Source organism: Segetibacter sp. (assembly GCF_025963695.1).
Taxonomy (GTDB): domain Bacteria; phylum Bacteroidota; class Bacteroidia; order Chitinophagales; family Chitinophagaceae; genus Segetibacter.
Genome location: NZ_JAOQAH010000020.1, coordinates 1 through 23,862 on the forward strand (window position 1 = coordinate 1; position 23,862 = coordinate 23,862).

The following is a 23,862-nucleotide window of genomic DNA, read 5'->3' on the forward strand; positions in this document are numbered from 1 at the left end:
AGCTTTTGGGCCAGCACTACTCTTGTGAAACGGTTTTGTTCTGTGTCAACAGTGGGCGGAACATTGTTCGAAGATTTTTGACCTGCCTGTTTAAATGCTACTGAAAAAACTCCGATAGCAATAAGGATGAGAACTACATAACGATACTTTCCTGATACAATTTTATTCATAATTGGTTTATTGCATTTACGTAGAATTGAAGAATAATGAAATGAAAAATTTGATTACGCTCTACTGAATGCGGCTAAATATACTAGCATAATGACAAACAAGAGCTTCGTGAATAATGGTTTTTTAAATAGAAAATCTAAAATTTTAGCAAAGGCGCACTTTTATAACCAAACCCGATACTCTTTTACCGATTTCTTGTTTCTGCCTTAGTGTGCCGATCCTTTCCTCCTGATTAATTCTTACTTCTTATAATTTTTTAGTTATTTTTTCACGCCAACCAACCAAACAATTAAAGTCACGTATTCAGTTAATAAGAAACCAGAAACAGCTAAACGATTTGGAGGATTTGTATTCTATAATGGAGGGATGCCTGATCAACGACCATAAAAGTCAGAAGAAGCTTTATGAGCGATACTATGGCTATGCCTTAAAAGTTGTGTTTAGATACATCTACCGGTACGAGAAGGCGACAGACGTAGTAAATGATGCGTTTGTAAAAGTATTCAGATCGTTTAAAACATTTGAATGTGCCGAAAGAGAAAACCTCGAAAAAATATGGATGGGATGGATGAAGCGGATAATGATTAATACAGCTATAGATGAATTAAGAAGGAGTAATATGCTGCCCGAAATAGGAGGTTTACCGGACCATGTTTGGGAGATACAAGACAAGAGCCAGGCAGCGGACCAAAATCTATTATACAAGGAGCTTATTGCCAAAGTAAAAAATTTGCCTCCATCTTATAGAGTTGCCTTTAACCTGTATATAATTGATGGTTATTCGCACCAGGAGATAGCAGAAAAATTGGGCATTTCAGTAGGAACGTCGAAATCGAATTTGGCAAAAGCAAGAATGCAATTAAAAAAATTTTTAGATAAAGATGTACAAGAAGCAGATATATGCAGCCTTTAAATGACGATATGCAAGAGTTGTTTAGGCGGGCTGCTGAAGAGTATCCATTAAATACCGACGGCTCCGACTGGGACAAAGTGATGCAGCAATTGCATCATAAGGAAGGAGTTTCGTCTAAAGGCGAAACCAGGAAAAAAGAGTATAGATACCTGTGGTTGCTCTTTTTATTACCCATCGGTTTTGTATGCGGCAGATATGTTGGTAACGATAAAAACGTTGCTCTGGTTGAGGCGAATAAAGGTCTTAGTACTCCCGCATTACCTCACTCCGGAACAACTACTTCAACTCCTGGAGTAGCAACTGTAAAACCTAAGGCAAATGATAGAAAAGAACAATCGGTAACAGGAATTAAAAACACCGTGCTAATACCAGGGAAGGTAGCTAGTACCAAAAGAAATTCGACAACCAGCAGTAACGTGAATAAACTGGCGGAAATAAAGCCAATAGGAGCGTTAGCAGCCAGGACTGCAATTAGTGACAATGCTTTGGCAAATAGCAGGAAAAAAAGGTATAAGAGTGCGTCTTTTAATAAACGCTCCACCCAGCTTGCTGCTAACACCGTAAACGGAAATGAAAAAGACGTAGTTGCTCGCGCAGATGGTGCCAAAGCAACCGCTAATGTAAAAGAGTCTTCTACAGTAGTGGATACCTCGTTGCTGGGCAATACAGTTGAAAAAGATACGGCTAAAACTGCCCAAGCGGGTCCAACGCCCGCAGCAACTAAGGGAAGTAAAAAGCTGAATACTTTTAAAAAAACTTTCTCATATTCAATAGTGGCGGGTGGTGATATTAGTACGATAAAGTATCAAAAGACAAGTAGCGTTGGTTATAATCTTGGCTTTACGTTGAGGTATCAGTTTGCTGAAAGCATTTCGGTAGAAGCGGGTGCCTTATGGGCGAGGAAAAACTATTATACGGCGGGCGAATATTTAGATACCGGTTTCTTAAAGCTGCCATCTCATAGTACTGTCAAGACTGCTGCGGGCTATTGTAATATGATAGAAATACCTATTAATATCCGTTATGACTTTAGTGCTAGCCAAAAACGCACATGGTTTATTGCCGGCGGCTTGTCTTCTTATCTGATGTTCCAGGAAGATTATGACATTACGTATGAGCGATACAATATGCCCTATATAAAGAATTACGGATATTCTCATTCAACTAAAGATTGGTTTGCAATTATGAACCTAAGTATAGGTTATCAAAAGTCATTGAGCAAGCGTACAAATATTAGCATTGCTCCATACGTGAAGCTGCCTTTAAGAGGAATTGGTATTGGAAAGTTACCTATCTCTAGTACAGGTATATTTTTAAGTCTGAGCCGGTCTTTTAAGTAGTCATCTATTTACTATAAAAATTTAAGTATGAAAAAAAGGAGACTTTTTTTTTCAGGGATAATAGTATGCATTGCCGTCATTGCTGCTACAGCTTTTTATATGTATCAAAAGCCGCGTACTAGTTTAAACAACATAAAACCTGATTTTACGCTAACTGCTAAAAACCTCTATGCAGCTTTTCAGAAAGACGAAAAAAAAGCCGGACAACAATTCCTCGGAAAGATAATACAGGTAACAGGCACAGTAGACAATGCAGAGGGAACGGATAGTACAATAACACTTTTATTGGCAGGAGATGAAATGGGAGGAGTAAACTGTAGCGTAAGAAAAAGTAAGGAAGATAGAGAAGCGATACCAACAAAAGGAGCTACGATAAAAGTGAAAGGAAAGTGTATTGGTTTTTTGATGGACGTTAACCTGGTTGATGCTGTAATCGAAAAATAAAAATGTAAAAAGTAAAAATTAAAGTATGAAGAAGATTTGTGTTTGGGTATGTGTGATCGGCCTTTTTATTACGGGCTGCTCAAAAACAAATGAAGAAATCGAAAGTAGAAATAGCACAGCGGGAGGGGGTACAACCACCACCTGCGATACTGTTAATATGAAGTATGCTGCTAATATTCAATCCATCATTCAGGCTAACTGCTATAGCTGCCATGGTAATGGTAATGCCGAAGGTGGCATAAGCCTCGATACATACAATAAGTTACAACAGCGTGCATCAACCGGACTGCTATTAAATGTTATAACACATGCAACCGGGTACCCGGCCATGCCCTATCAAAAGGCCAGGCTATCAGACTGTGACATTAATAAAATAAGAGATTGGGTCAACAGAGGCTATCAAAATAATTAGTATTTGACAACTCCTTCAATTGCTACAAATGAAAACACTACTATTTGTATTCGTATTATTCATCGTCACTTGCAATCTGTACTCACAAACATTCATTACCCGAAACGGGTGTGCAGGCTTTTTCTCTAAAACCCCTTTAGAAGATATTAAAGCAGAAAACCGCCAGGTGTATGCAGTTATTGACGCGGCGAAAAAGAACCTTGCCTTCACCTGCCTTGTCAAAGGTTTTCTATTTCCAAAGCAATTAATGCAAGAGCACTTTAACGAGAATTACGTAGAGAGTGACAAATTTCCTAAAGCAACATTTTTAGGCAATTATACAGGGGACATAGATGTGAGTAAAGATGGAAAGTACCCTGTACAAATAAAAGGGCAACTAACGCTTCATGGAGTGACCAAAGCGATTGATGTGCCGGGAACGATAGAAGTAAAAGACAATAAATTAATCGGTGCTTCTGAATTTAAATTAACTCCCGGCGATTTTAATATTAAGATTCCTGGTTTGGTGAGTGAAAAAATAGCCAAACAGATTGATGTTCGTGTATTAGTAGAATGTTATCCAAAATAAAATTATGCGTAAAAATTTTTTAACCACTGTAATAAGTCTATTCCTTTTTGCTACCTCATCATTTGCCCAGGACAGTTCGCTGCTTACTATGCTAAATGACTCTTTAAGTAGTGATGCTAAGGCTAATATAACAACCGGCACTTTCCAGGCCACCCAACTCATCAATACGCCTACAGTAGAGGCGCCTGCAAAAAAAACATTGCAGTTCTTAATTATGCACCGGTTTGGCGAGCTAAGTGATGGCGGCTATGAACTGTTTGGTTTAGACAATGCCGAAATTCGTTTCGGCTTAGATTATGGCATCTCAGACGTTCTTTCCGTTGGGGTAGGTCGCAGCTCCTTAGACAAAACGTTTGATGCAAACTTCAAACTAAAACTGCTTCGGCAAACTGTAGGAAAAATTCCGGTATCAGTAAGCTTTTACGAGTTGCTTTCTTATACTAGTTTCCCCCGAAAATCAGAAAAGCCTTTTTTAACCTCGCGCTTCAGAACTGCCTACACCTCCCAGCTATTAATTGCAAGAAAGTTTAGCAGGAAACTTTCGTTGCAGGTTTCTCCAGCTCTCATTCATTTTAATATGGTGGCAGCAGCAAAAGATAAAAATGATGTATTTGCATTAGGTGTTGGCGGTCGAATGAAAATTACGAATCGAATGAGCATCGATGCGGAGTATAATATCCTTCCCGGTAACCAGGTAGTCTCGGCTGACGTATATAATTCTCTTTCTCTGGGGCTGGATATTGAAACCGGGGGCCACGTATTTCAATTGGTATTTACAAATTCAAGAGGAATGATTAGCCCCTACTATTTGGCAAAAACCACCGGTCAGTGGAAGGACGGTAATATCTTTTTTGGTTTCAACATTTCACGCGTTTTTAATTTCAAACGGAAAAACTAATAAACGGTTCTTCTGGCAACTGTGAAGTGTACCAGGCCTGTTCCCGGGCCTGGTAAATTTTTTATGGGACTAGCTTTTTATAGATGCTAAACATCTACTGCAAACAAACCTTTTTAGAATTGATTCTCATTTGCTTTTGATACCAACTTTTTTACTTCAGGCAGCATCGTTGCGTCGCAATCCTTTCATCCGCATTGCTTATGGCATCATTTCGGAACAAGCCGCTGAAAAGCCTTATTTATAAATATGAATTTAAGATATCAACCTATCGACACCAGTCTTTGCATAAGGAACATCAGCGGGTTGGGTACCAGGCGAAGGCGAAGGCATTCCGAAACATGCGGAGCCGTTTCGGAAACAAGCGGGTGGAAGTCTTGTTGCAAAGACCAACCCCGGCAGCTTGAGCTATAACTCTGATGAAATTAAAGTTCATTGCGCATTGTTTCGTGGTTCGCCCACTAAGGTTTTTTACGTCGTTTTCAGCGTTTCGGCTAAAATGGAGCCACCAACGCCGCGTTCCGCCACTTACACTTTTGCAGGTTTTGTTACCCGGCCTTGCTTTTTGGTAAGCCTCCAAACATTTTCTTTTACAGGTGCCTGTACAAATGCATTCCTAAACTCAGCTGAGCTTTCGAATTTCAACTGCCGTATTTCTCTAGAGTCAAAAGAAACGGAAAATGAGTCTGTTTCAAACGGCCAAGGCTCAACTGTTAATACGCCCTTTTCTATTTCAAATAATTGGTAAACTGTACCATCAGGTCCGGTACTTATTTCAATGCCTCTTTTTTCGGGCTGCACTTGTTGCCGGCATAACAAAAGGGAAAATGCATCGCACCATTCCAGCAGGTAGTAAATTCTTTCAGCCTCCTTTTGGTCGATGCCCAATTGACTTCTCCACTCAGCCTGCAGCAGCCGTTGCTGTTCGAGGAACTTGTGTGCCTCGCTGTTTTCCTTTTCCTCATCCCGGTGCAAAAAATCCATATGCATTGAAGCCAACAGGGCAATGTAACGGCTTTTCGTAATGGTAAACCTGGCCAACTTCTCGCAATGCGCCAGATCGAAAAGCTTCATTGAAAAATTTAGGGGGCCTCCTGTTTCTGTAACCAGGTTTTCTCCATCCAGTTCAACTTCTGCGTCGTCATGCTCGGCTATAGCAAGCAGGGTCTCTAACCACCTCGCCGGCCGCTCTTTTTCCTTCCAATGCATGGCTACCTGCGCTGCCACTATTCCGTGAGCCCGTTGTGTAATTACTTCCCACCCTGTTTCTTTATAGTTTACAATCATATTACCCCAGCTTGAATACTTGTTTAAAAAAATTTATGGCAGTTAACACTAAGTATTCACTCAATATTATGCCATCACCATTTTACAGCTTATGGAAAGGCTGAGATGCAACTGGAACTAATGACGAACGAAATGCGACGCAAGAATGATTCTATGGAAAACAAATGCCCGTACCCAAAAAATAATTAGTTATGGACGAAGTAGTATCACCTGGCCCGGCGTTGTTTTTATAACCAGCTCCGCTTTGCCAATTTCTTGTTTACCGGCTGCAGTTACAACATACCCATCCGTACCCCACGGATTTAGCATTTTTAGTTCGTTGCCTTTTTCACTGATAATCTTTACTTCCGTAACTTTTTCACCCTTCTGACTTGCGCTGACAAGAAAAGCACCGGCTGCCCTCAGGTTATTAAATGTTGCATCTTTTTCTTTTGGCCAGTTTGGAAAAAGCCTGATAGTTCCATTATATCCCTGCATCAGGCACTCGTTAATGACTGCTGGCAGAGCGAAATTTTCAAACCAAATGCCTGCATCGGCCATAAAGGTAAAGTTGGACTGGTCGGTGTACCTGCCCCTGGTTTGCAAAACAAGGTTGGTAGCGGTGCCGTTTGGAAGTAAGCAATAGTTTATCTGTCGCTTAAACTGTTCAAGATCTAATATACCTAGTCTTGCAGCCTGCATATTTAGGAAGACCAATTCATTTCCACCCTCGTTTTGATGGTTGCGATAGGTATTTTTTAACTTCTGTAAAAGGTTCTTATCGCTTGCCAGCCCCGCATCTTCGCCGGGAAAAACAGGGGAAAGCGACAAGGGAATATTATATACAATATCGTCGTGTTCGTCCGGGGCTGAAACAAACACTTCTCCGTAGTGATCAGACTTAGCCGTAGGATATGCAGGATAGTTTGCAAGAATATCAGCTATATCAGCTAATAATTGACTTTCCTGGTTAATTGTTCCTAATACAGTGGTAGCTTTTTGAAAAGCATTAAACAAAAATTTCGTAAGGGCGAGGTCGAGCGAGCCATCGTAATTGTAATTAAAGCCAGGGGTAAGACCGTGCAGTTCGGGTGGAACGGTTGGAAAAATATGGTATCTGTCATCCTTCCACCTGCCACCACCACGTGCGTCGGGTCTTTTTATGTAAGCAACCAGAAACTCAGTTGCTGCTTTTATAGGTTCATAAGCCCGGGTGCTTAAAAATGCGGTATCTCCCGAATAGGTATAGTGCCACCAAAGACCCTGTACTGCCCACGGTGTCTCGCTTATTTGCCAACCCCAATCAGGTATCGGAAAAGGATTCATAGACATTTGAACAGGATAAGCCGTATGGGGAAAAGAAGCACCCGGGAGATGATAGTATTCTTTTGCCCACCGTCGGCTTAAAGGCATCAGGAATTCTACGAGGTCTACATAAGGAAGGTTTTTCTCGAGATGATTACTGGAAAAGGTGAGCCAAAAAGGTTGTTGAATGTTATAATTAAAATGATAATCGCCATGCCATTCACTTCCTATTGTGTTATAGCTCCAGTTGGCGAACAAGCCAGGAGATCTAATGCCCTCTTTGACTGCGCAGTTAAAGAAGTAAAGATTTCGATACCAAACCTGCTCAAGAAAATTATCGGCAAGCTCCACAGAAGACTTGCTCCAGTACCTTGACCAAACCCGGTGGTTCTGTTGCAATGTTTGGGTAAATAAGTTGTACGAGGGTTCTATTTTGTCAATAGTATTTTGGGGTACCAGGGTATCTACACCTTCCGTTAAAGAAACCATCGCTGAGAAAGTGCCAGTCCGGGAAATGGCAGCTTCCAGATCACTCATTTCGTCTAAGCCTCCATTTACATTTAATTGTTTTATTTTCTTCAAGCCCGAGTTTACTCTTGCAATTAAAGAAAACGCTTTGTCATGGCCCCTTGCAACCACCTCTTCATCTTTTAACGTTTGGACGGGTAAGATTTGCTTGAACCCAAGTGCACCACCGGCCAGGGATTTGAGTGCTTTATAGCGGGGAAACGCGGCAGGTGTAGAGGGGTCCGGTAATACTTTTATTCTTTCAAAAATGTTCCGCTCCGGTCTGCCACCAGCATCTACCAACTGCATCAGTAGCCGGTCTTTATTCATATCCGTTATCAACTTTAGAAATACCTTCTTTTTATCTGCTAGTAATTTTACTGTACATACTCCATTTGAGATGTCGAGTTCGTGGCCGATTAACTCTACTTTTCTCCGGTCGAAACCCAGTAAGACCGATCCGCAGGGGAAGGGTCTGGGGTATGGTTTATTATAGTTGTCAGATGCCGTCTTATGATACTCCTTGTACCATTTGTTTTGAGTAAGTTTAGCGATGTTTGGGGGTACTTTCTTCAGTTTGTCGAAAACGTAATCAAAGTCCTTCAATTCCTCCCGGTGACTCTCCGCAATCCTTGCATCCCAAACATTGTTATGACCAAAATAAAGTACAATTGCATCAGGCCGGGTAGTTACCACAACCCCAAGTCCACCGTTCCCTAAAAGAGCTCCGGCAAAAAAATCGGGAGCCGGTTTATTACAAACAATAGAATGTTTTCTTGCCAGGTCTTTTGCTTGCGGCTTCTCTAAAACTATTTCTTTATAACCCACGAATGGTAGTGGTAATAATAACGCAGCTACAAGGAAGCAGGCTGGTTTTTTATTTGTTGGAAAGAAATTTATTGCCATAACACCACTTGAAGAATAACCAGTTGAGCCTTTTGACCAAGTTGTTATACAACTTGCACCACAAAGTGAAATTAAAAAACATATAATAAAAGTAGTATAAAAGACTATACCAGAACATTGAGCTATGGAGGCTTTAGCGGGGAGCAAGTGCAATAGAAATGCGCAACAAAAAAAGTATGGTGCCTGTATTGAAAGCAATAATTGCTACTTGTGCGATGAAGCAATAATGGTGAGATAGAGAAAAGACTTGCAAAAACTTCGGGTAAAAGCAGACGGTAAAAGCAGCTGGACGAGTTTAACAATGGGGTGTATTAATTCGCCTTAGCTTCGCCACCGTTACTTTTTAAATTGAAAGAATGTTTTTGAAGATATTAACCGTAGTAGGTTTGGCCAGTTTCGAAATTTATGCTGCAATCCCTGCCGGGTTCGCATTTGGTCTCCCGCCATGGTTGATACTAGCCTCAAGTGTGGTAGGAGGCCTTGCCGGGGTATTTGTAGCTGCGTTTTTAGGAGACCGTATCCGGCGATTTTTCAATAGTAATAAAAAGCCAACAGAAGCCAAACCTCAAACTGGTCTTATTTACCGGATCTGGAATAAATATGGCATTATTGGCTTAGGTTTTTTAGGAACTATGACCGTAGGTGCCCCTATAAGCCTGGCGGTCGGGATCGGCTTTAAAGCTCCTCTGCAAAAGTTAGTAACCTGGTGCTGTATAGGCGTAATTACGCGGTGTGCGGTTTTTACAATAATTGGGTATTATGGCTTGAAATTGTTGTAAGGCCTGTGCTGCTAATTTTTAATTTCAAAACTTCTCTCGTAAATTCTTTTGTCAGCAGGAACAGAAATAGCAACAGCATTGTTATTATTCCATACTATTAAGATCTCTTTTTGTTGGTTTCGCCTGCAAGACGATAAAAAGCTGAACACAAAAAAACAGGCTATATTTTTAACAGGCCAAAGAAAAATAGGTGAAGCGCTATAAGTTGTTGGCGTATTAGATTCGAAAAAGCAGCCTTAACAAATTGAGGGGTTAAAGCAAGAGATTTTATAAAGCCCGTTAAGGGAATTTGTAAAATAAATAGCTGTATTTTTAGATATCAGCACTCTGAAAGTTAGGCAACTTTAAAATACCTTTTATGCAATCCGGCAAGTTCTTTATTAGCTATTCAAGAAAGGATTCTGAATTTGTTAAGAGGCTGGCAATCGATCTTAAAAAAGCAGGTGAAGATGTATGGCTCGATCAACTGGATATTGCACCAGGCGTACCGTGGGATGAGTGTATACAAAAGGCTTTAAATGAGGCTGAAGGAGTATTGGTTATACTCTCAGGTGCCTTTGTAAAGTCGCCCAACGTTATGGACGAGGTTTCTTATGCCATTAGTAAGGGCAAAAGAATTTACCCGCTAATGGTAGAAACGTGCCCTATTCCTTTTCGCCTTGCAAGGCTGCAATACATTGATTTTACCGGAGACTACGATGCTTCGTTCGATCATCTGCTTAAAGCTATGAATGCTTCGGAACCTTCCAATTTTCAACCTCCGGCTTCACAGGTTGCTGCAACGTCTGCAGAGCAAGTTAAAAAATCACCTATAAAGCTGGGGAAAGCTTTGCCAATTGTTTTTATCATTATTGCATTGTTAGTAGTCTTTGCTCTATTTAAAAACAAAGGCACAACTGATACGACGGATCTGGTTGCAGAAACCAGCAAAACTGAACCCCCGGCTGAAGCAACTAATCAAACAACGGTAAAGGACAAAGATGAAGACGAATCTCCAAAAAATATAGAACCGGGGGTGGCGGTAAAAACTGGCAGGGTCAACCTTCTTGATGCCGGGAACGGGGGAGAACTGTTGGTAGCTTCTACCGATAACTGGAAGTATTCAATTGATAACAAGGAGAACGAAGTTTCAATACGCGTAGGAGAGGAGGCGGTGTATGGTTTTAAAAACGAGGGATCTGCAACTTTTGATACTTTCACTTTCCTGATCGCTGGTACCACAGATTCGAATGTAAAGGAATTTGAACTATTGGCAGGTAACGATAAGCCGTTGGGAACATTTCAATCGATAGGTAAATTTCAACCGCAAAATGTTAAGCTCTTTAAAACTCCCTACCAGGAATTTAAATTCCCCTCTGTAACGGCTAAGTACTTAAAGATAAAAATACTCAGCATGGCTGGGGGTACCGATTATAGATGGGGCTACGTTACAGAAGTTCAGTTATTTGGAAAATTGAAATAAGATTTACGGTAATTATAAGTCAGGCGCCTTTATGGACCTTCCATTTCTTCTCTTTCGTCAAAATTTTACTACGGCCATTTTACTAACCTTTCATTTCTTCTACAATTTTCTCTATTCTGTAATCACATTTTCTAGCTTCATTTTCTTTCCGTTTCTGAATATCACGAAGCCGTTCAGGTATTTCATTTATAAGAATAACTTGCACCTATATACAAACTGCTAAAAAATGGCTATACCATTTGGAGAACTTGCAAAGAAAATTGAGGGTGAGTTATACTTTGAAGAAAGTCAACGCGATAATGCAATGCGGCTGGTGTATTCTACAGATGCCTCCGTTTACCAGGAGAAACCGATTGCAGTTTCGTTACCGAAAACTGTTGAAGATTTAAAAGCGCTGATACGGTTTGCAAATGACAACCACGTAACCCTTGTTCCAAGAGCAGCAGGAACATCACTGGCAGGACAGGTAGTAGGAAACGGGATTGTAGTAGACATCTCAAAATACTTTACTTCTGTTTTAGAAGTTAACGAACAGGAGAAATGGGTTCGTGTTCAGCCCGGAGTAATACGCGACGATTTAAATGCCGTGCTTAGGCCAACAGGGCTAATGTTTGGTCCCGAAACATCTACCTCTAACCGGGCAATGATTGGGGGAATGATCGGCAATAATTCAAGTGGTCTGCACTCTATCATCTGGGGAGATACAAGAGCAAATCTTCTGGAAGTAAATGCATTGCTATCGGATGGTTCGGAGCTTGTTTTTAAAGACCTGACTTACGAAGAATATCAAGACAAATGCAAGCTACGATCGCTGGAAGGAGAAATTTATAGATCGTTGCAAAAAATGATGCAGGAGGATAATAATCAGAAAGCCATTCGCGAAGGCTTCCCCAAAGCATCTGTTAAACGGCGCAATACCGGTTATGCTTTAGATGCTATCCTACACATGTTTACTTCTGCCAACGTTATTAATATCTGCCAGCTAATAGCCGGATCAGAAGGTACACTTTGTTTTATAACAGAAGCAAAGCTTAGACTGCTTGATCTTCCTCCAACGGAAAAAGGAGTAGTAGCTGTGCATACCAATACAATTAATGAAGCTTTAAGGGCAAACCTCGTTGCGTTAAAACACCACTGCCGGGCATCGGAGTTAGTAGATGATATTATATTAGCTTTCACCAAAACAAACATCGACCAGTCTAAGAACCGGTTCTTTGTACAAGGTGAACCCAGGGCCATATTAATGGTGGAGTTTTTTGATACAACACAAGCAGGTTTGCTGGCTAAAGCAAATGCATTAATACACCAACTGCAGCAAGAAGGTTTGGGCTATGCCTGGCCACTTTTGCTAGGCAATGATTCGTTGAGGGCATGGGATTTAAGAAAAGCTGGTTTGGGTTTGTTGCGTAACGAGCCAGGAGAAGCTCAGCCGGTTAATTTAATTGAAGACTGTGCTGTAGATGTAGAAGATCTGCCAAATTATATTGCTGAAGTGGAAGCATTGCTTCAAAAGTACCAGGTCAAATATTCTATGTATGCCCATGCAGGTGCAGGAGAGCTACATGTTGAACCGATGTTGAATTTAAAAACAACTGCCGGCAAACATCTCTTTCGAACAATCTTGCACCAAACTGCAGCAATAGTAAAAAAGTATAACGGCTCATTAAGCGGAGAACATGGTGATGGTCGCTTACGTGGTGAATTTATTTCATTTATTATGGGTGAAAAAAACTTTGCACTATTTCACCAGGTTAAACAATTATTTGATCCGAAAGGGATATTTAATAAAGGCAAAATTGTTGACACGCCAAAAATGAATGACTTTCTGCGTTACGAACAAGACAAGCCGCGGAAGCACATTGAAACCACCTTCTCTTTTAGCAGCCAGGAAAGTATTCTACACCTCGCCGAGAAGTGTAGTGGTTCGGGCGACTGCCGTAAGACACAGGTAACAGGTGGGGTGATGTGTCCCAGTTATATGGCCACGCGCAGCGAAAGGGATACAACAAGGGCAAGAGCCAACATGCTCAGGCATTTTTACACCAACATTGAAACGCAAAAATCAGGAGCATTATATGCCGAAGTACTCGATGTATTGGATCTCTGTATCTCCTGTAAAGGTTGTAAGTCTGAATGTCCGTCGAGTGTTGACATTACTAAAATGAAGGCCGAGTTTCTGCAACAGTACTACGACCGAAAGGGTGTGCCTTTCCGCTCTAAACTTGTTGCAAATTTTTCGAAGCAAATGAAGTTGGCCGCTATTGCTCCCTGGGCTTATAACTCCGTATTTGGTACCCCTGCGCTCAGGCGTGTTGCCAATAAAAGTGTCGGTTTTCATCCTGATAGAACAATGCCTCTTTTAGCTAAAACAACTCTGTTGAAGTGGTGGGAAAGAAGACGTAATAAGATGACGGATGACAGCAAGAAGATGACAGCTAAAACGCCTTCCTCACTTGTCAACATTCAGCCGTCATCAAAGGTTTACTTTTTCTGCGACGAGTTTACCAATTACAACGATGTAGAGATAGGGCAAAAGCTCATTTTGTTGCTGGAAGAATTGGGTTACGAAGTAATCATACCCAAACATGTTGAAAGTGGTAGAACGTATCTGTCTAAAGGGTTGGTACGGGAAGCAAAAAAAATTGCTATTACTAACGTAAACTTACTAAAGGATATAATAAATGATAACATTCCTATTATAGGTATTGAGCCCTCTGCTATACTAACCCTTCGTGATGAATACTTAGATCTTGTTTCAGAAGCACAAAAAGAGGACGCCAAACGTATTGCCAAAAATACCTTCCTTTTTGATGAGTGGTTTGCGCGGGAAATGCTGCGGGGAAACATAACGAAGGAGGCTTTTACAACTGAAGCAAAGCAAATGCTGCTGCACGGTCACTGTCATCAAAAAGTTTTATCCTCTACCCAGTATACTATGAAGTGTCTTTCATTGCCCCAGAATTACGAGGTGAACGAGATCCCTTCAGGGTGTTGCGGCATGGCTGGTTCTTTCGGCTACGAAGAAGAGCATTATGATGTGAGCATGAAGATAGGAGAGCTTGTTTTATTTCCCGCAGTCAGAAGTCAACCACAAGCCGTTATAGCTGCAACGGGTACCAGTTGCCGCCACCAGATTAAAGACGGCACTCAAAGAATTGCCAAACATCCGGTTGAGATTTTGTACGAAGCATTGAAATAAGAAACATTTTTCATTAACAAGAAGATGTCAGCAAAAAGTAATAACTACGGAAGGGCAAGGCCGATGAGTTGAAAACAGGTTGTACAATAGATGCGATTTTGTTGTAGCGATCATTATAAACGACTTCATCTTCTGTTGCGTCGCACACTGCAACCGATCGTCTTTTATCAACCTTTTACGTGTTATGCTACCGCCGTTGTTGGTCACTACACCACACCTTCTGGCAGCATACAAGATAAAAAGTACAAGTGAGTGACACAACAATGCTTAATTGGTGGACAAAAGCTTGAGCAAAAAAAATTACAGAAAAATGCCGGAGGCCTCTATAGCTAGTGGCGAACTTCTTTACTCCTTTTGTCTCATTAGTTCCATTACCTCGTCAAAAGTTTGTAACAGATCGTCTGTATTTCCTTCTGGATAAGCAGACTCAACTTTTTTTCGAAAAACCGTTTTAGGATCAAGATCTGTCAAAGTCATAGCTTCAGATACTTGTTCATCCAAATTAAGCACCGCCTTTAGTCGACGCTGACTTATAAATAACCGCTCTATAAAGTGTTTCTTTTGTACCAGCTTATTCAATTGGTCATCGAGCTCGTGAATATAGCTTTCCGTCTCAACCTGCACTTCAACCCACGCGGGATAACATAATTTGTCGTCTTCCAACAAAATAAGTTTGTTCTTTACTGTTTCAAGGTTGCCTTTTATTCTAATCAACTTACGGCAGCAAGGAATTTCAAATTCTTCCAGTTCACTCAATTTCCCATCTGCAAAAGTTAATATCACCACCAGTTTGCTATCTTCATTTTCAGAAAAACTAAGCGGTATCGGCGAACCTGAGTACCTGATGTGGTTCATCTTATTTACCACCTGCGGGCGGTGCAAATGGCCTAGTGCTACATAGTCAAACTCTTCAGGAAACTGGTCTCCGCAGACCTGCCCAAGATTACCAACATGAATGTCTTTTTCACTGTCTGAATGGGCGCCTCCGGCAGCAAACAAATGGCCCGTAGCAATTACGGGGATGCCTTCAGCTTTATAGGGGGCCACATGTTCTTTTAGCAAGTTATAGTGATCGCAAATTCCCTTTTTTAACCTTGCTTCCATATCTGCGGAACTTTCTCCCGAGATTGATAAACGTACATCTCTATCTCTTAAAAAAGGCACCGCACAAACAACCAATTGTAGCTCACCTTTTGTATTTGCTATAGGAATAATCTGATCAGTAAAGTTGTCTGGAACGCCACCAACCACGTGCACATTAAAATACTTGAGCAAATCTCTTGGAGCGTTCAAAGTAGTGACAGAGTCGTGGTTGCCGCCAATGACAATCACTTCTTTACAACAGGTGTTTTTCACCTTCCAAAGGAAGTCGTAGTATTGTTTTAAAGCGGCATTAGATGGTGTGCCTGTATCAAAAATATCTCCGGCAATAATTAAAACATCAACGCATTGTTCAGAAAGCTTATCGATCAGCCAGTCTAAAAACTGCTGGTGTTCTTCGGTCCTTTCGCACTGTTCAAGCCGCTTGCCTAAGTGCCAGTCTGCTGTGTGTAATACTTTCATGTAGGTTTCCGCTAGTAAATGCGGTGAGATTCAAAGTTAGTATTCAAACCCAGTCAAAGTTTATATTATCGATACTGATACTTGGTAAAATTTGATTGTTTAGCCACAAAAGTAAAAGATTGGACTATAGCTGAAAATGGCACGTTATAGTCTATAGCTTTCGGGCGCAGCGGTTTGACATAATTTCTATTACAAAATTTCGTTATCAATTAAGATACACTGTCGTCAGCTACATGCAACTATCACTAAATCCTTATGCACTTATATTATCGGTCAGCGGACTTGCTACCATAATATTGTCCGTAATTATTTACAACCGTTTGAAATCGGCGGAAAGATCGTTCGCTTTCGTTATTGGCTTAGCAGGGTGGTGGGCACTGACCTACGCGGGAGAATTGTTTTCTTCGAACCTTACAGCCATCAAGTTTTGGTTGCAACTGGAATATGTTGGCATTACTATGCTTCCGCTGGCTTTGTTACTATTTATTCATGTTTTTATATTTAAGCAAAAACTTGTCATCAGGCCTTTTCATGCATGGATTGCTCTTATACCTGTTAGCACGCTGGTTCTTGTTTTTACAAATGATTACCACCACTATTACTATAAATCTTTAACTGTTAACACTGGCGGTGCTTTTCCTTTACTCAGGATCGAGCCGTCTTTCTGGTATTATGTATTTACAGGTTATTTTTATGCAGCACTTACCTGGTCTATTTATTTGCTGGCGACTGCTTTTAAAACTGCAGATAGAATTTATATAAAGCAGAAAAAGACGATTCTTTATGCGCTGGTCATACCGTGGGTTTTTAATATTCTTTATAAGCTGGGCGTAAGGGCTGAACAAAATATTGATTTAACGCCCTTTGCATTTATTGCAACCTCCATCATCATTTCTTTTGGTCTTCTCCGGTACAAACTCCTTGATATTATTCCTGCAGCAAGGGAAAAAATTTTTGAGTCAATGCAGGATGGAGTGTTGGTTTTAGACGCATACGATAAAGTAATTGATAAGAATAGCCAGATGGGAGGTGTATTATCCCACCTTTCAAAAACAATAATTGGTGCTGATCTTTTCAGCCTGCTACCTAATGCACATCAACTTGAACAGGGTGTCAGGGAAAGAAGAAAAAATACGATCGAGATTGAAGTAGAGAAAAACGGCAGTAAGAATTATTATGAAGTCGACATCAATATTCTTACAGACCGAACATCTGATTATAGCGGCTGTATTTTAATCTTCAACAACATTACCCGGCGCAAGAAAGATGCAATTTCACTTACAGCTCTTAATGAACAAAAAGACCGTCTTTTTTCAATTATCGCACATGACGTCAGAAGCCCGCTGGTTAATATTACGGATATGATTAGGCTAATAGACGAACAGGTAATTTCTGAGACAGAGTTTAAAACTTATTTGCCTGAACTTTCTAAAAACCTAAACTACACTTCAAGCCTTCTTGATAATCTTTTGCACTGGTCTAAAAGCCGGCTAAAGGGAGAGGTGATTAATCCAGTAAACCTGGACATAAGAAAGATTGTAAAGCATGAGATAGCTTACTATCAACAAAAAGCAAACGAAAAGGGAATATACTTAAGCAGTACAATAGAAGACGAGACAGGGGTATTTGTAGATGCTGAAATGATACAGCTAGTAATTAGAAATTTGATCGGGAATGCCATTAAATACTGTAGTAAGGAAGACTACATTATTGTTACTGCAACCGTAGATGCTGACAAAGTTACCATTTGCATTAAAGATACCGGTAGCGGAATGAACTCAGAGATAGTGGAAAAACTTTTCATGTTCGAAACGTTTACTATCCGCGGCACCAACAATGAACAGGGCACGGGTTTAGGACTACAATTATGCAAAGACTTTGTAGAAAAAAACAATGGCAAAATTTGGGTAACAACCGAATTGAATGCAGGCAGTAAATTTTACTTTACTGTGCCGGCCGATCACACTAAAATACTCACCACGGCTGCTGTCGAACCCGCTAATTAAGCTGTCAAATCTTCAATTGCTTTGTGATATTTTTCAAACTGGAAAGCATCAATTGCATTCTTCATTGCCCCGGCAATTTGTTCAGTACATAAGTTTCCGATGCTTCCTTCATGTGTGTGGTTAAGGTTTGTAGAGTGTTCAAATTTGCCTGCTTCGATGTCAAGCCCAACTTTTTTATAAGCATCTCTAAAAGGCGTCCCTTGTAGAACAAGTTTATTTACTTCTTCTACGCTGAACAGGTATTTGTATTGCTCATTGTTGAGAAGGTGCTCTTTTACTTTCATGTTGCTGATCATCAGGTGCATCATATCGAGGCAACTATTGATGGTAACAAAAGCAGGAAACAAATATTCTTTCAATAACTGGAAGTCTCTATGGTAACCTGAAGGAAGATTGGTCGTAAGCAAAGCAACGTCATTGGGTAAAGCCTGCAATTGATTACACTTTGCCCTGATCAGTTCAAATACGTCCGGATTTTTTTTATGCGGCATTATGGACGAGCCGGTTGTAAGCTCATCGGGAAAGGATATAAAGCCAAAGTTTTGGTTCATGTAGAGGCAACAATCCATCGCCAGTTTGTTAAGCGTGGATGCTACGTTATTTACAGCCTGTGCAACTATACGCTCGCTTTTGCCGCGACTCATTTGAGCGTACACCACATTATAGTTCAGGTCTTCAAAGCCAAGTAACTGAGTAGTGAGGGTACGGTTTAAGGGAAACGAAGAACCGTAGCCTGCAGCAGACCCCAGCGGATTTTTATTTACCACTTTATAAGCTGACTGTAGCGTGATGACATCATCAACAAGGCTCTCCGCATAAGCGCCTAGCCAAAGTCCGAAAGAAGAAGGCATTGCCAGTTGAAGATGGGTATACCCGGGCAGCAGGTTTGCTTTAAATACTTCGCTTTTTTCTTGAAGCAATTGAAAGAGATGTTCAATATTTTGTACTAGTTGTTCAATGGCACTCCTGAAAAACAATTTTAAATCAACCAACACCTGGTCATTTCGGCTACGGCCGCTATGAATTTTTTTGCCAACGTCGCCTAATCGTTCTGTCAGTAATAATTCTACTTGTGAATGAATATCTTCAACATCATTCTGCAGGCTAAAATTTCCTGCTTCAATTTCTTTGTAGATCTTTTTTAATTCTGCCGATAAAACAGTCCAATCTGCTGTTGTTAGCAGGCCAACACTCTCCAACATTTTTACGTGGGCCAATGATCCCTGCACATCAAATGGTGCAAGAAACAAATCCATTTCCCGATCATTTCCAACAGTAAATGTTTCTACTGCTTTAGAGGTGTTTGTATTTTTTTGCCACAACTTCATAATAATAATTATTGATACAAGATGTATTAATCTCCTACATATTTCTGCTCCGGGTATGGAGCTGGATAAGGAAGTGATAATAAATATTCCCAGTCTAATTTCTCCTTTAAATCAAGCATGTACTCGTTTGTAATACTTTGATAGTTGGATAGAAAAAACAGGCTGATGATTTGAAAATACAAGCTTACAATGTTTTCTAAAGGGTTATCATTTGCATAAATATCTTCTATATTAATTGCAACAGGATAATATTTAATCATTTCCTCTTCGACTATAGACGGTTCGTATATATTGACGCCAGCAGGGCTGTTGTCATCTTTTCTGAAGATCATTATTGAAAGCAAAATTTTCCACTTCCCATTAAGTATGATATTAGAAGGTTGTAAAATGTAGTTGTGAACAAACGCTTCAAAATATTCTTCCACTTTATGCGAATAAGGCGGGCGATCTGCTTCCGTACTAACCTTCTTTATCAGAAACTGTTTTATCAAAGTATAACCTTATTTAGCACGGAAATATAGGTTTCAATTCCTTCTTTTATTTCGTTTAAAAATATAAATTCATCAGATGTATGACTTCTGGCACTATCGCCAGGACCACATTTTAAAGCAGGAAACGGCATCAGCGATTTGTCGCTACTGGTTGGTGAGCCATAACAGGTTTTACCAAGACTAATACCTGCCTGCACCAAAGGATGTTCAACGTTAATTCCAGTAGATCGCAGTCGCATGCTTCTTGGCATTACCTGCGATAATACATGTTGCCGGACGACCTCAAAAACTTCTTCATGCGTGTATAACTCTGTAATCCGGATATCAACTACAAAATTACAGGTCGAAGGAACCATATTGTGAGCCTTGTTTTCTGTGTTGATTACTGTTACAGACATCTTAACCGGTCCAAGCCATTCGCTCACTTTTGGATATTGATAAGTACTAAACCATTCAATATCTTTTACAGCTTTATAAATAGCGTTGTCTCCTTCTTCCCTTGCAGCATGACCAGCCTTGCCTTGCGCAACACAGTCGAGCACCATTAACCCTTTTTCAGCAATTGCCAATTCCATCTTTGTCGGCTCACCAACAATTGCACAAGCTGGCTCCTTTCCCTGTAGGGTTTCTTCAAATTTGTCGTTTCCAAGCAATAATTCTATTCCTCCATAACCACTGATTTCTTCTTCAGCAGTGGCAGCAAGAATTAGATTGTATTTTAAATCTTCTTTATTATAAAAATGAAGAAATGTAGCAATAAGACTTACAAGGCAACCACCCGCGTCGTTACTTCCGAGACCAAACAGTTTACCATCCTTTATGATAGGCGTAAAAGGATCGTTTGTATAATGAGGACTGGGCTTTACTGTATCGTGATGTGAGTTTAAGAGGATACTTGGTTTTGCTGTATCAAAATGTTTATTTACTGCCCACACATTATTTAAAAGTCTATGGTTGCAAACGCCATTTTCAGCAAGAAAATCTTCTATTATTGTAGCAGTTCCATCTTCATATTTTGAATAAGATGCAGTTGAAATTAGTTGTTGCAAAAGGTGTACTGCCTGTTTATATAATAGGTCTGTTGCCATTAATTTATAAAAAGTGTTCCAATGGTTTTTTCTGTTGTGTTCTGAATAAGATCCCGTGCATCGCCTACCAAAACTTCTTTCACCCCGGCATCAATGGCTGCAAAAGCATTGTCAATTTTAGGAAGGATGCCGGCAAACAGTTTCTGTTCGCTCAACAGCTGCTGATGAATTTTTTTATTAATGATATTGATAACTGAATTATCGTCATCTACATTTTCCAGGATGCCTTTTTTCTCGAAACAATAAATTAACCTCACATCATAGAAACGTGACAAAGCAACTGCTAAAGATGAAGCCACGGTGTCTGCATTTGTATTTAAGATATGACCACATCCATCATGAGTAAGCGGTGCAAAAACAGGAACCAACCCACCATCAAGTAATAACCTTACACTTTCAACCCTCAACGCTGAACCCTCAACATCTCCCACCCACCCAAAGTCTACTTCTTTAACCGGTCGTTTGGTAGCAGGAATAATGTTTCCATCAGCACCGGTTAAACCAATTGCATTGCAATGCTTCGATTGTAATTGGGCAACAATTTTTTTATTTACCAATCCACCATATACCATGGTGACGAGGTCAATAGTTGCATCGTCGGTTATTCTTCGTCCGTTTATATATTTTGATTCGATGCCAAGTTGTTCGCCCAATTTTGTGGCAATCTTTCCGCCTCCATGTATCAAAATCTTGTTTCCTTCAATTGCAGCAAAATCCGTTAAAAAAGATTGTAACGCAGCTTCGCTGTCTATCACGTTTCCACCAATCTTAATTACAAAAAGTTTTTGCATTGTCTGTTTTCGATTTGTCTCAGAATATTCAAATGTACAAGGGTGCGACGCAACAAAAGTGTAATAGTAGTAATTAAGTCGGCTCTAAAAACATCCCTTAAACTAGTCACTTGTTTTGTTTAATCCCGCAGCTTTAAATCCCTCCCTTTAGTGCGGTTAGCAGGGTACTAATTACCGCCTGTGCTGCCCACACCCTGTTAGAGGCTTCACGCGTCACCAGGCTATTTGGACCGTCTAATATTTCGTCGCTCAATTCTACATTTCTTCTTACGGGCAGGCAGTGCATTACTTTAGCGTTGTTCGTTTGTTGCAACTTATCGTTGGTCAACATCCACGATGTATCGTTGCTAAGCATCTTTCCGTAATCATTATAGGCGCTCCAATTTTTTACGTAAATAAAATCGGCACCTTGCAGCGCTTCATCCTGGTTATGAGTAATGGTGGCACCTTTTGTAAACTTCTCTGCCAGCTCGTAACCTTCCGGATGGGTGATGACAAAGTCAGCTTCACCCCAGGCATTTACCCACTCGGCAAAAGAGTTGGAAACACACTGCGGAAGCGGTTTAATATGCGGAGCCCATGTAAGAACAATCTTTGGTTTACGCCCAGCCCCTAAAGGGGAGTTAAGTAAATATTCTTTAATTGTGATAATATCCGTCAAGCTCTGCAGCGGATGAAGCGTTGCACTTTCGAGGCTAATAACAGGCACACCTGCGTACTTAATAAACTGGTTGATGTACATTTCGCTATAATCTTCTTCGCGGTTTTTAAGCGAAGGAAAAGTACGAATGCACAGCATGTCGAAGTACTTGCCAAGAACGGGAGCCGCATCTTTTACGTGTTCAACAGTGGTGCCGTTCATAATGGCGCCTTCCTCAAACTCCAGTGCCCAGCCTTCTTTGTCAACATTAAAAACGATCGCCTCCATTCCAAGTTGTTGCGCCGCTACCTGCGTACTTAATCTTGTTCGCAAACTTGGATTTAGAAACAAGAGGCCAATTCTTTTATTTGCACCAAGCACCTTATCCTTAAACGGATCTGCTTTATACTCCAACGCTTTTTTAACCAGCGCGTCTATATCAGTGACATCAGAAACGGAAATGAAATTTTTCAACTTTTTTTTATTTAGGTAGTCAACTTTAGTTTTCTAATGCAACATTCTTGCGTCGCACTCTTGTACTTTTAAATCTTTTTGCACCTTTATCAAATAGTACGAGTCGAACATTACAATGGCAATAACACCTTTTTACATTTATGCCGTTACAGCTTGTTCACTTGCTTTTTTTGCCCCGGTTAAGGCAGCAATCTCCGCTTCAAACGCTTCCAGAAATTCGTTGGCCTGGTCTTTAGTTAAGGCAAGAGAAGGCAGCAGTCTTATAACGTTCGGCTTCGCCTCCCCGGTAAAAACGTGCTGATTGTAAAGCAGGTTTTTCTTCAGGTCTTTTAGTGCTTCAGGCACATCGAAGCCAATCATTAAGCCACGTCCACGTACGTTTTTAATTTCAGTTATTGCCGCTAAACGACCTATTAAGTAATTACCAACCTTTTGTGCATTTTCGATTAAGTTCTCTTCTTCCATTACTTCGAGCACTGCAAGTGCAGCAGCGCAGGCAAGCTGGTTGCCGCCAAATGTAGTTCCAAGCATACCGTGTTTGGGGGCAATGTGAGGCGCAATTAAAATTCCGCCAATCGGAAAACCGTTGCCCATTCCCTTAGCCATTGTATAGATATCTGCGCTTACTGCTGCATAATCGTGTGCAAAGAATTGTCCGCTTCTTCCATAACCATCCTGCACGCTATCAGCAATATAAACAGCATTATATTTATCACACAAGGAACGGATTTTTTGAAGGAAACTTTCCGTAGCCGGTATAATTCCACCCACACCCTGGATAGCCTCAATTATAACGGAAGATATCTCATGGCCTCTCTGGGCGAAACAATCTTCCAAAGCCTTTTCATCGTTATAAGGAAGAAAAATAACATTGTCCGTTTCGTTTATCGGGGCAACAATTGCTGGATTATCGGTAACTGCAACAGCCATCGAAGTTCGGCCATGGAAAGACTTACTGAAGGCCACAACTTTCTTTTTTCCATTATAAAAAGACGCAAGTTTTAATGCATTCTCATTTGCTTCAGCACCGCTACTTATTAAGAACAACTGGTAGTCTTCTTTGCCACTCAGCTTACCCAGCTTTTCTGCCAGTTGTTGCTGAATGGGAATTTTTATAGAGTTTGAATAGAAAGCAATTTTATTCAATTGCTCTTCAATGCGAAGAACCCAGTGTGGGTGTGTATGGCCAATACTAATAACTGCATGGCCGCCGTACATGTCCAAATATTTTGTGCCCTGGTCATCCCACACATAAGAGCCTTTAGCTTTAGTAATGGTAATGTTGTTAAGGGGGTAGACGTCGAAGAGTTTCAT

Annotated in this window: 19 protein-coding genes; 10 read left to right on the forward strand and 9 right to left on the reverse strand. The window is 40.6% G+C overall.

The window, feature by feature from the left end:
• Window positions 1-508 precede the first annotated feature (508 nt).
• From JWR87_RS02190 to JWR87_RS02215, 6 genes are read left to right on the forward strand one after another with little or no spacing between them, the layout of a single operon-like run.
• Window positions 509-1,084 (forward strand): RNA polymerase sigma factor, encoded by a 576-nt coding sequence (locus JWR87_RS02190; RefSeq protein WP_297814988.1) that lies wholly within the window; start codon window positions 509-511, stop codon window positions 1,082-1,084.
• 8 nt (window positions 1,085-1,092) lie between these two features.
• Window positions 1,093-2,424, forward strand: coding sequence for an outer membrane beta-barrel protein (locus tag JWR87_RS02195; protein WP_297814991.1), 1,332 nt, complete (start codon window positions 1,093-1,095; stop codon window positions 2,422-2,424).
• 27 nt (window positions 2,425-2,451) lie between these two features.
• Complete coding sequence (locus tag JWR87_RS02200) at window positions 2,452-2,868, forward strand: hypothetical protein (RefSeq protein WP_297814994.1); 417 nt, start codon at window positions 2,452-2,454, stop codon at window positions 2,866-2,868.
• 25 nt (window positions 2,869-2,893) lie between these two features.
• Window positions 2,894-3,280, forward strand: coding sequence for a cytochrome c (locus JWR87_RS02205; RefSeq protein WP_297814997.1), 387 nt, complete (start codon window positions 2,894-2,896; stop codon window positions 3,278-3,280).
• Between the two features lie 28 nt (window positions 3,281-3,308).
• Window positions 3,309-3,848 (forward strand): YceI family protein, encoded by a 540-nt coding sequence (locus JWR87_RS02210; RefSeq protein ID WP_297815000.1) that lies wholly within the window; start codon window positions 3,309-3,311, stop codon window positions 3,846-3,848.
• Window positions 3,849-3,852: 4 nt separating this feature from the next.
• Complete coding sequence (locus tag JWR87_RS02215) at window positions 3,853-4,746, forward strand: DUF5777 family beta-barrel protein (protein ID WP_297815003.1); 894 nt, start codon at window positions 3,853-3,855, stop codon at window positions 4,744-4,746.
• Between the two features lie 525 nt (window positions 4,747-5,271).
• Here JWR87_RS02215 and JWR87_RS02220 read toward each other — a convergent pair.
• A complete protein-coding gene (locus JWR87_RS02220; protein ID WP_297815006.1) occupies window positions 5,272-6,030 on the reverse strand; it encodes a DUF3891 family protein in 759 nt (252 codons plus the stop codon).
• A 189-nt stretch (window positions 6,031-6,219) separates the two neighbouring features.
• A complete protein-coding gene (locus tag JWR87_RS02225) occupies window positions 6,220-8,727 on the reverse strand; it encodes a glycoside hydrolase N-terminal domain-containing protein (RefSeq protein WP_297815009.1) in 2,508 nt (835 codons plus the stop codon).
• Between the two features lie 356 nt (window positions 8,728-9,083).
• Here JWR87_RS02225 and JWR87_RS02230 point away from each other — a divergent pair, with 356 nt between their 5' ends.
• From JWR87_RS02230 to JWR87_RS02240, 3 genes are all read left to right on the forward strand, one after another.
• On the forward strand, window positions 9,084-9,506 hold the full coding sequence (locus tag JWR87_RS02230) for a small multi-drug export protein (RefSeq protein ID WP_297815013.1): 423 nt from the start codon (window positions 9,084-9,086) through the stop codon (window positions 9,504-9,506).
• A 358-nt stretch (window positions 9,507-9,864) separates the two neighbouring features.
• Entirely contained in the window at window positions 9,865-10,968 is a 1,104-nt protein-coding gene (locus JWR87_RS02235; RefSeq protein WP_297815015.1) for a TIR domain-containing protein, read from the forward strand.
• 226 nt (window positions 10,969-11,194) lie between these two features.
• Entirely contained in the window at window positions 11,195-14,167 is a 2,973-nt protein-coding gene (locus JWR87_RS02240) for an FAD-binding and (Fe-S)-binding domain-containing protein (RefSeq protein ID WP_297815018.1), read from the forward strand.
• 345 nt (window positions 14,168-14,512) lie between these two features.
• Here JWR87_RS02240 and JWR87_RS02245 read toward each other — a convergent pair whose 3' ends face one another.
• Window positions 14,513-15,730, reverse strand: a complete 1,218-nt coding sequence (locus tag JWR87_RS02245; protein WP_297815020.1) for an exonuclease SbcCD subunit D C-terminal domain-containing protein — start codon at window positions 15,728-15,730, stop codon at window positions 14,513-14,515.
• A gap of 233 nt (window positions 15,731-15,963) precedes the next feature.
• Between JWR87_RS02245 and JWR87_RS02250 the strand changes: the two genes are divergently transcribed.
• Window positions 15,964-17,736, forward strand: a complete 1,773-nt coding sequence (locus JWR87_RS02250) for a histidine kinase N-terminal 7TM domain-containing protein (RefSeq protein ID WP_297815023.1) — start codon at window positions 15,964-15,966, stop codon at window positions 17,734-17,736.
• Here the strand turns inward: JWR87_RS02250 and argH are convergent.
• The 6 genes from argH to JWR87_RS02280 all read right to left on the reverse strand — a co-directional run.
• Window positions 17,733-19,064 (reverse strand): argininosuccinate lyase, encoded by a 1,332-nt coding sequence (gene argH / locus JWR87_RS02255; RefSeq protein WP_297815026.1) that lies wholly within the window; start codon window positions 19,062-19,064, stop codon window positions 17,733-17,735. The two genes, JWR87_RS02250 and argH, sit on opposite strands and share 4 nt — an antisense overlap.
• 26 nt (window positions 19,065-19,090) lie before the next feature.
• Window positions 19,091-19,555 carry a hypothetical protein gene (locus JWR87_RS02260; protein ID WP_297815029.1) on the reverse strand — a complete coding sequence of 155 codons (465 nt, stop codon included), beginning with the start codon at window positions 19,553-19,555 and terminating at the stop codon, window positions 19,091-19,093.
• A complete protein-coding gene (locus JWR87_RS02265) occupies window positions 19,552-20,643 on the reverse strand; it encodes a M20 family metallo-hydrolase (protein WP_297815032.1) in 1,092 nt (363 codons plus the stop codon). The genes JWR87_RS02260 and JWR87_RS02265 overlap by 4 nt, the downstream gene beginning before the upstream one ends.
• On the reverse strand, window positions 20,643-21,434 hold the full coding sequence (argB, locus tag JWR87_RS02270) for an acetylglutamate kinase (protein ID WP_297815035.1): 792 nt from the start codon (window positions 21,432-21,434) through the stop codon (window positions 20,643-20,645). Before argB ends, JWR87_RS02265 begins: the two co-directional genes overlap by 1 nt.
• 133 nt (window positions 21,435-21,567) lie before the next feature.
• Window positions 21,568-22,548, reverse strand: coding sequence for an N-acetylornithine carbamoyltransferase (locus tag JWR87_RS02275; protein WP_297815039.1), 981 nt, complete (start codon window positions 22,546-22,548; stop codon window positions 21,568-21,570).
• A 138-nt stretch (window positions 22,549-22,686) separates the two neighbouring features.
• Window positions 22,687-23,862 (reverse strand): aminotransferase class III-fold pyridoxal phosphate-dependent enzyme (locus JWR87_RS02280; RefSeq protein ID WP_297815041.1); only part of this gene is annotated, 1,176 nt, incomplete at its 5' end.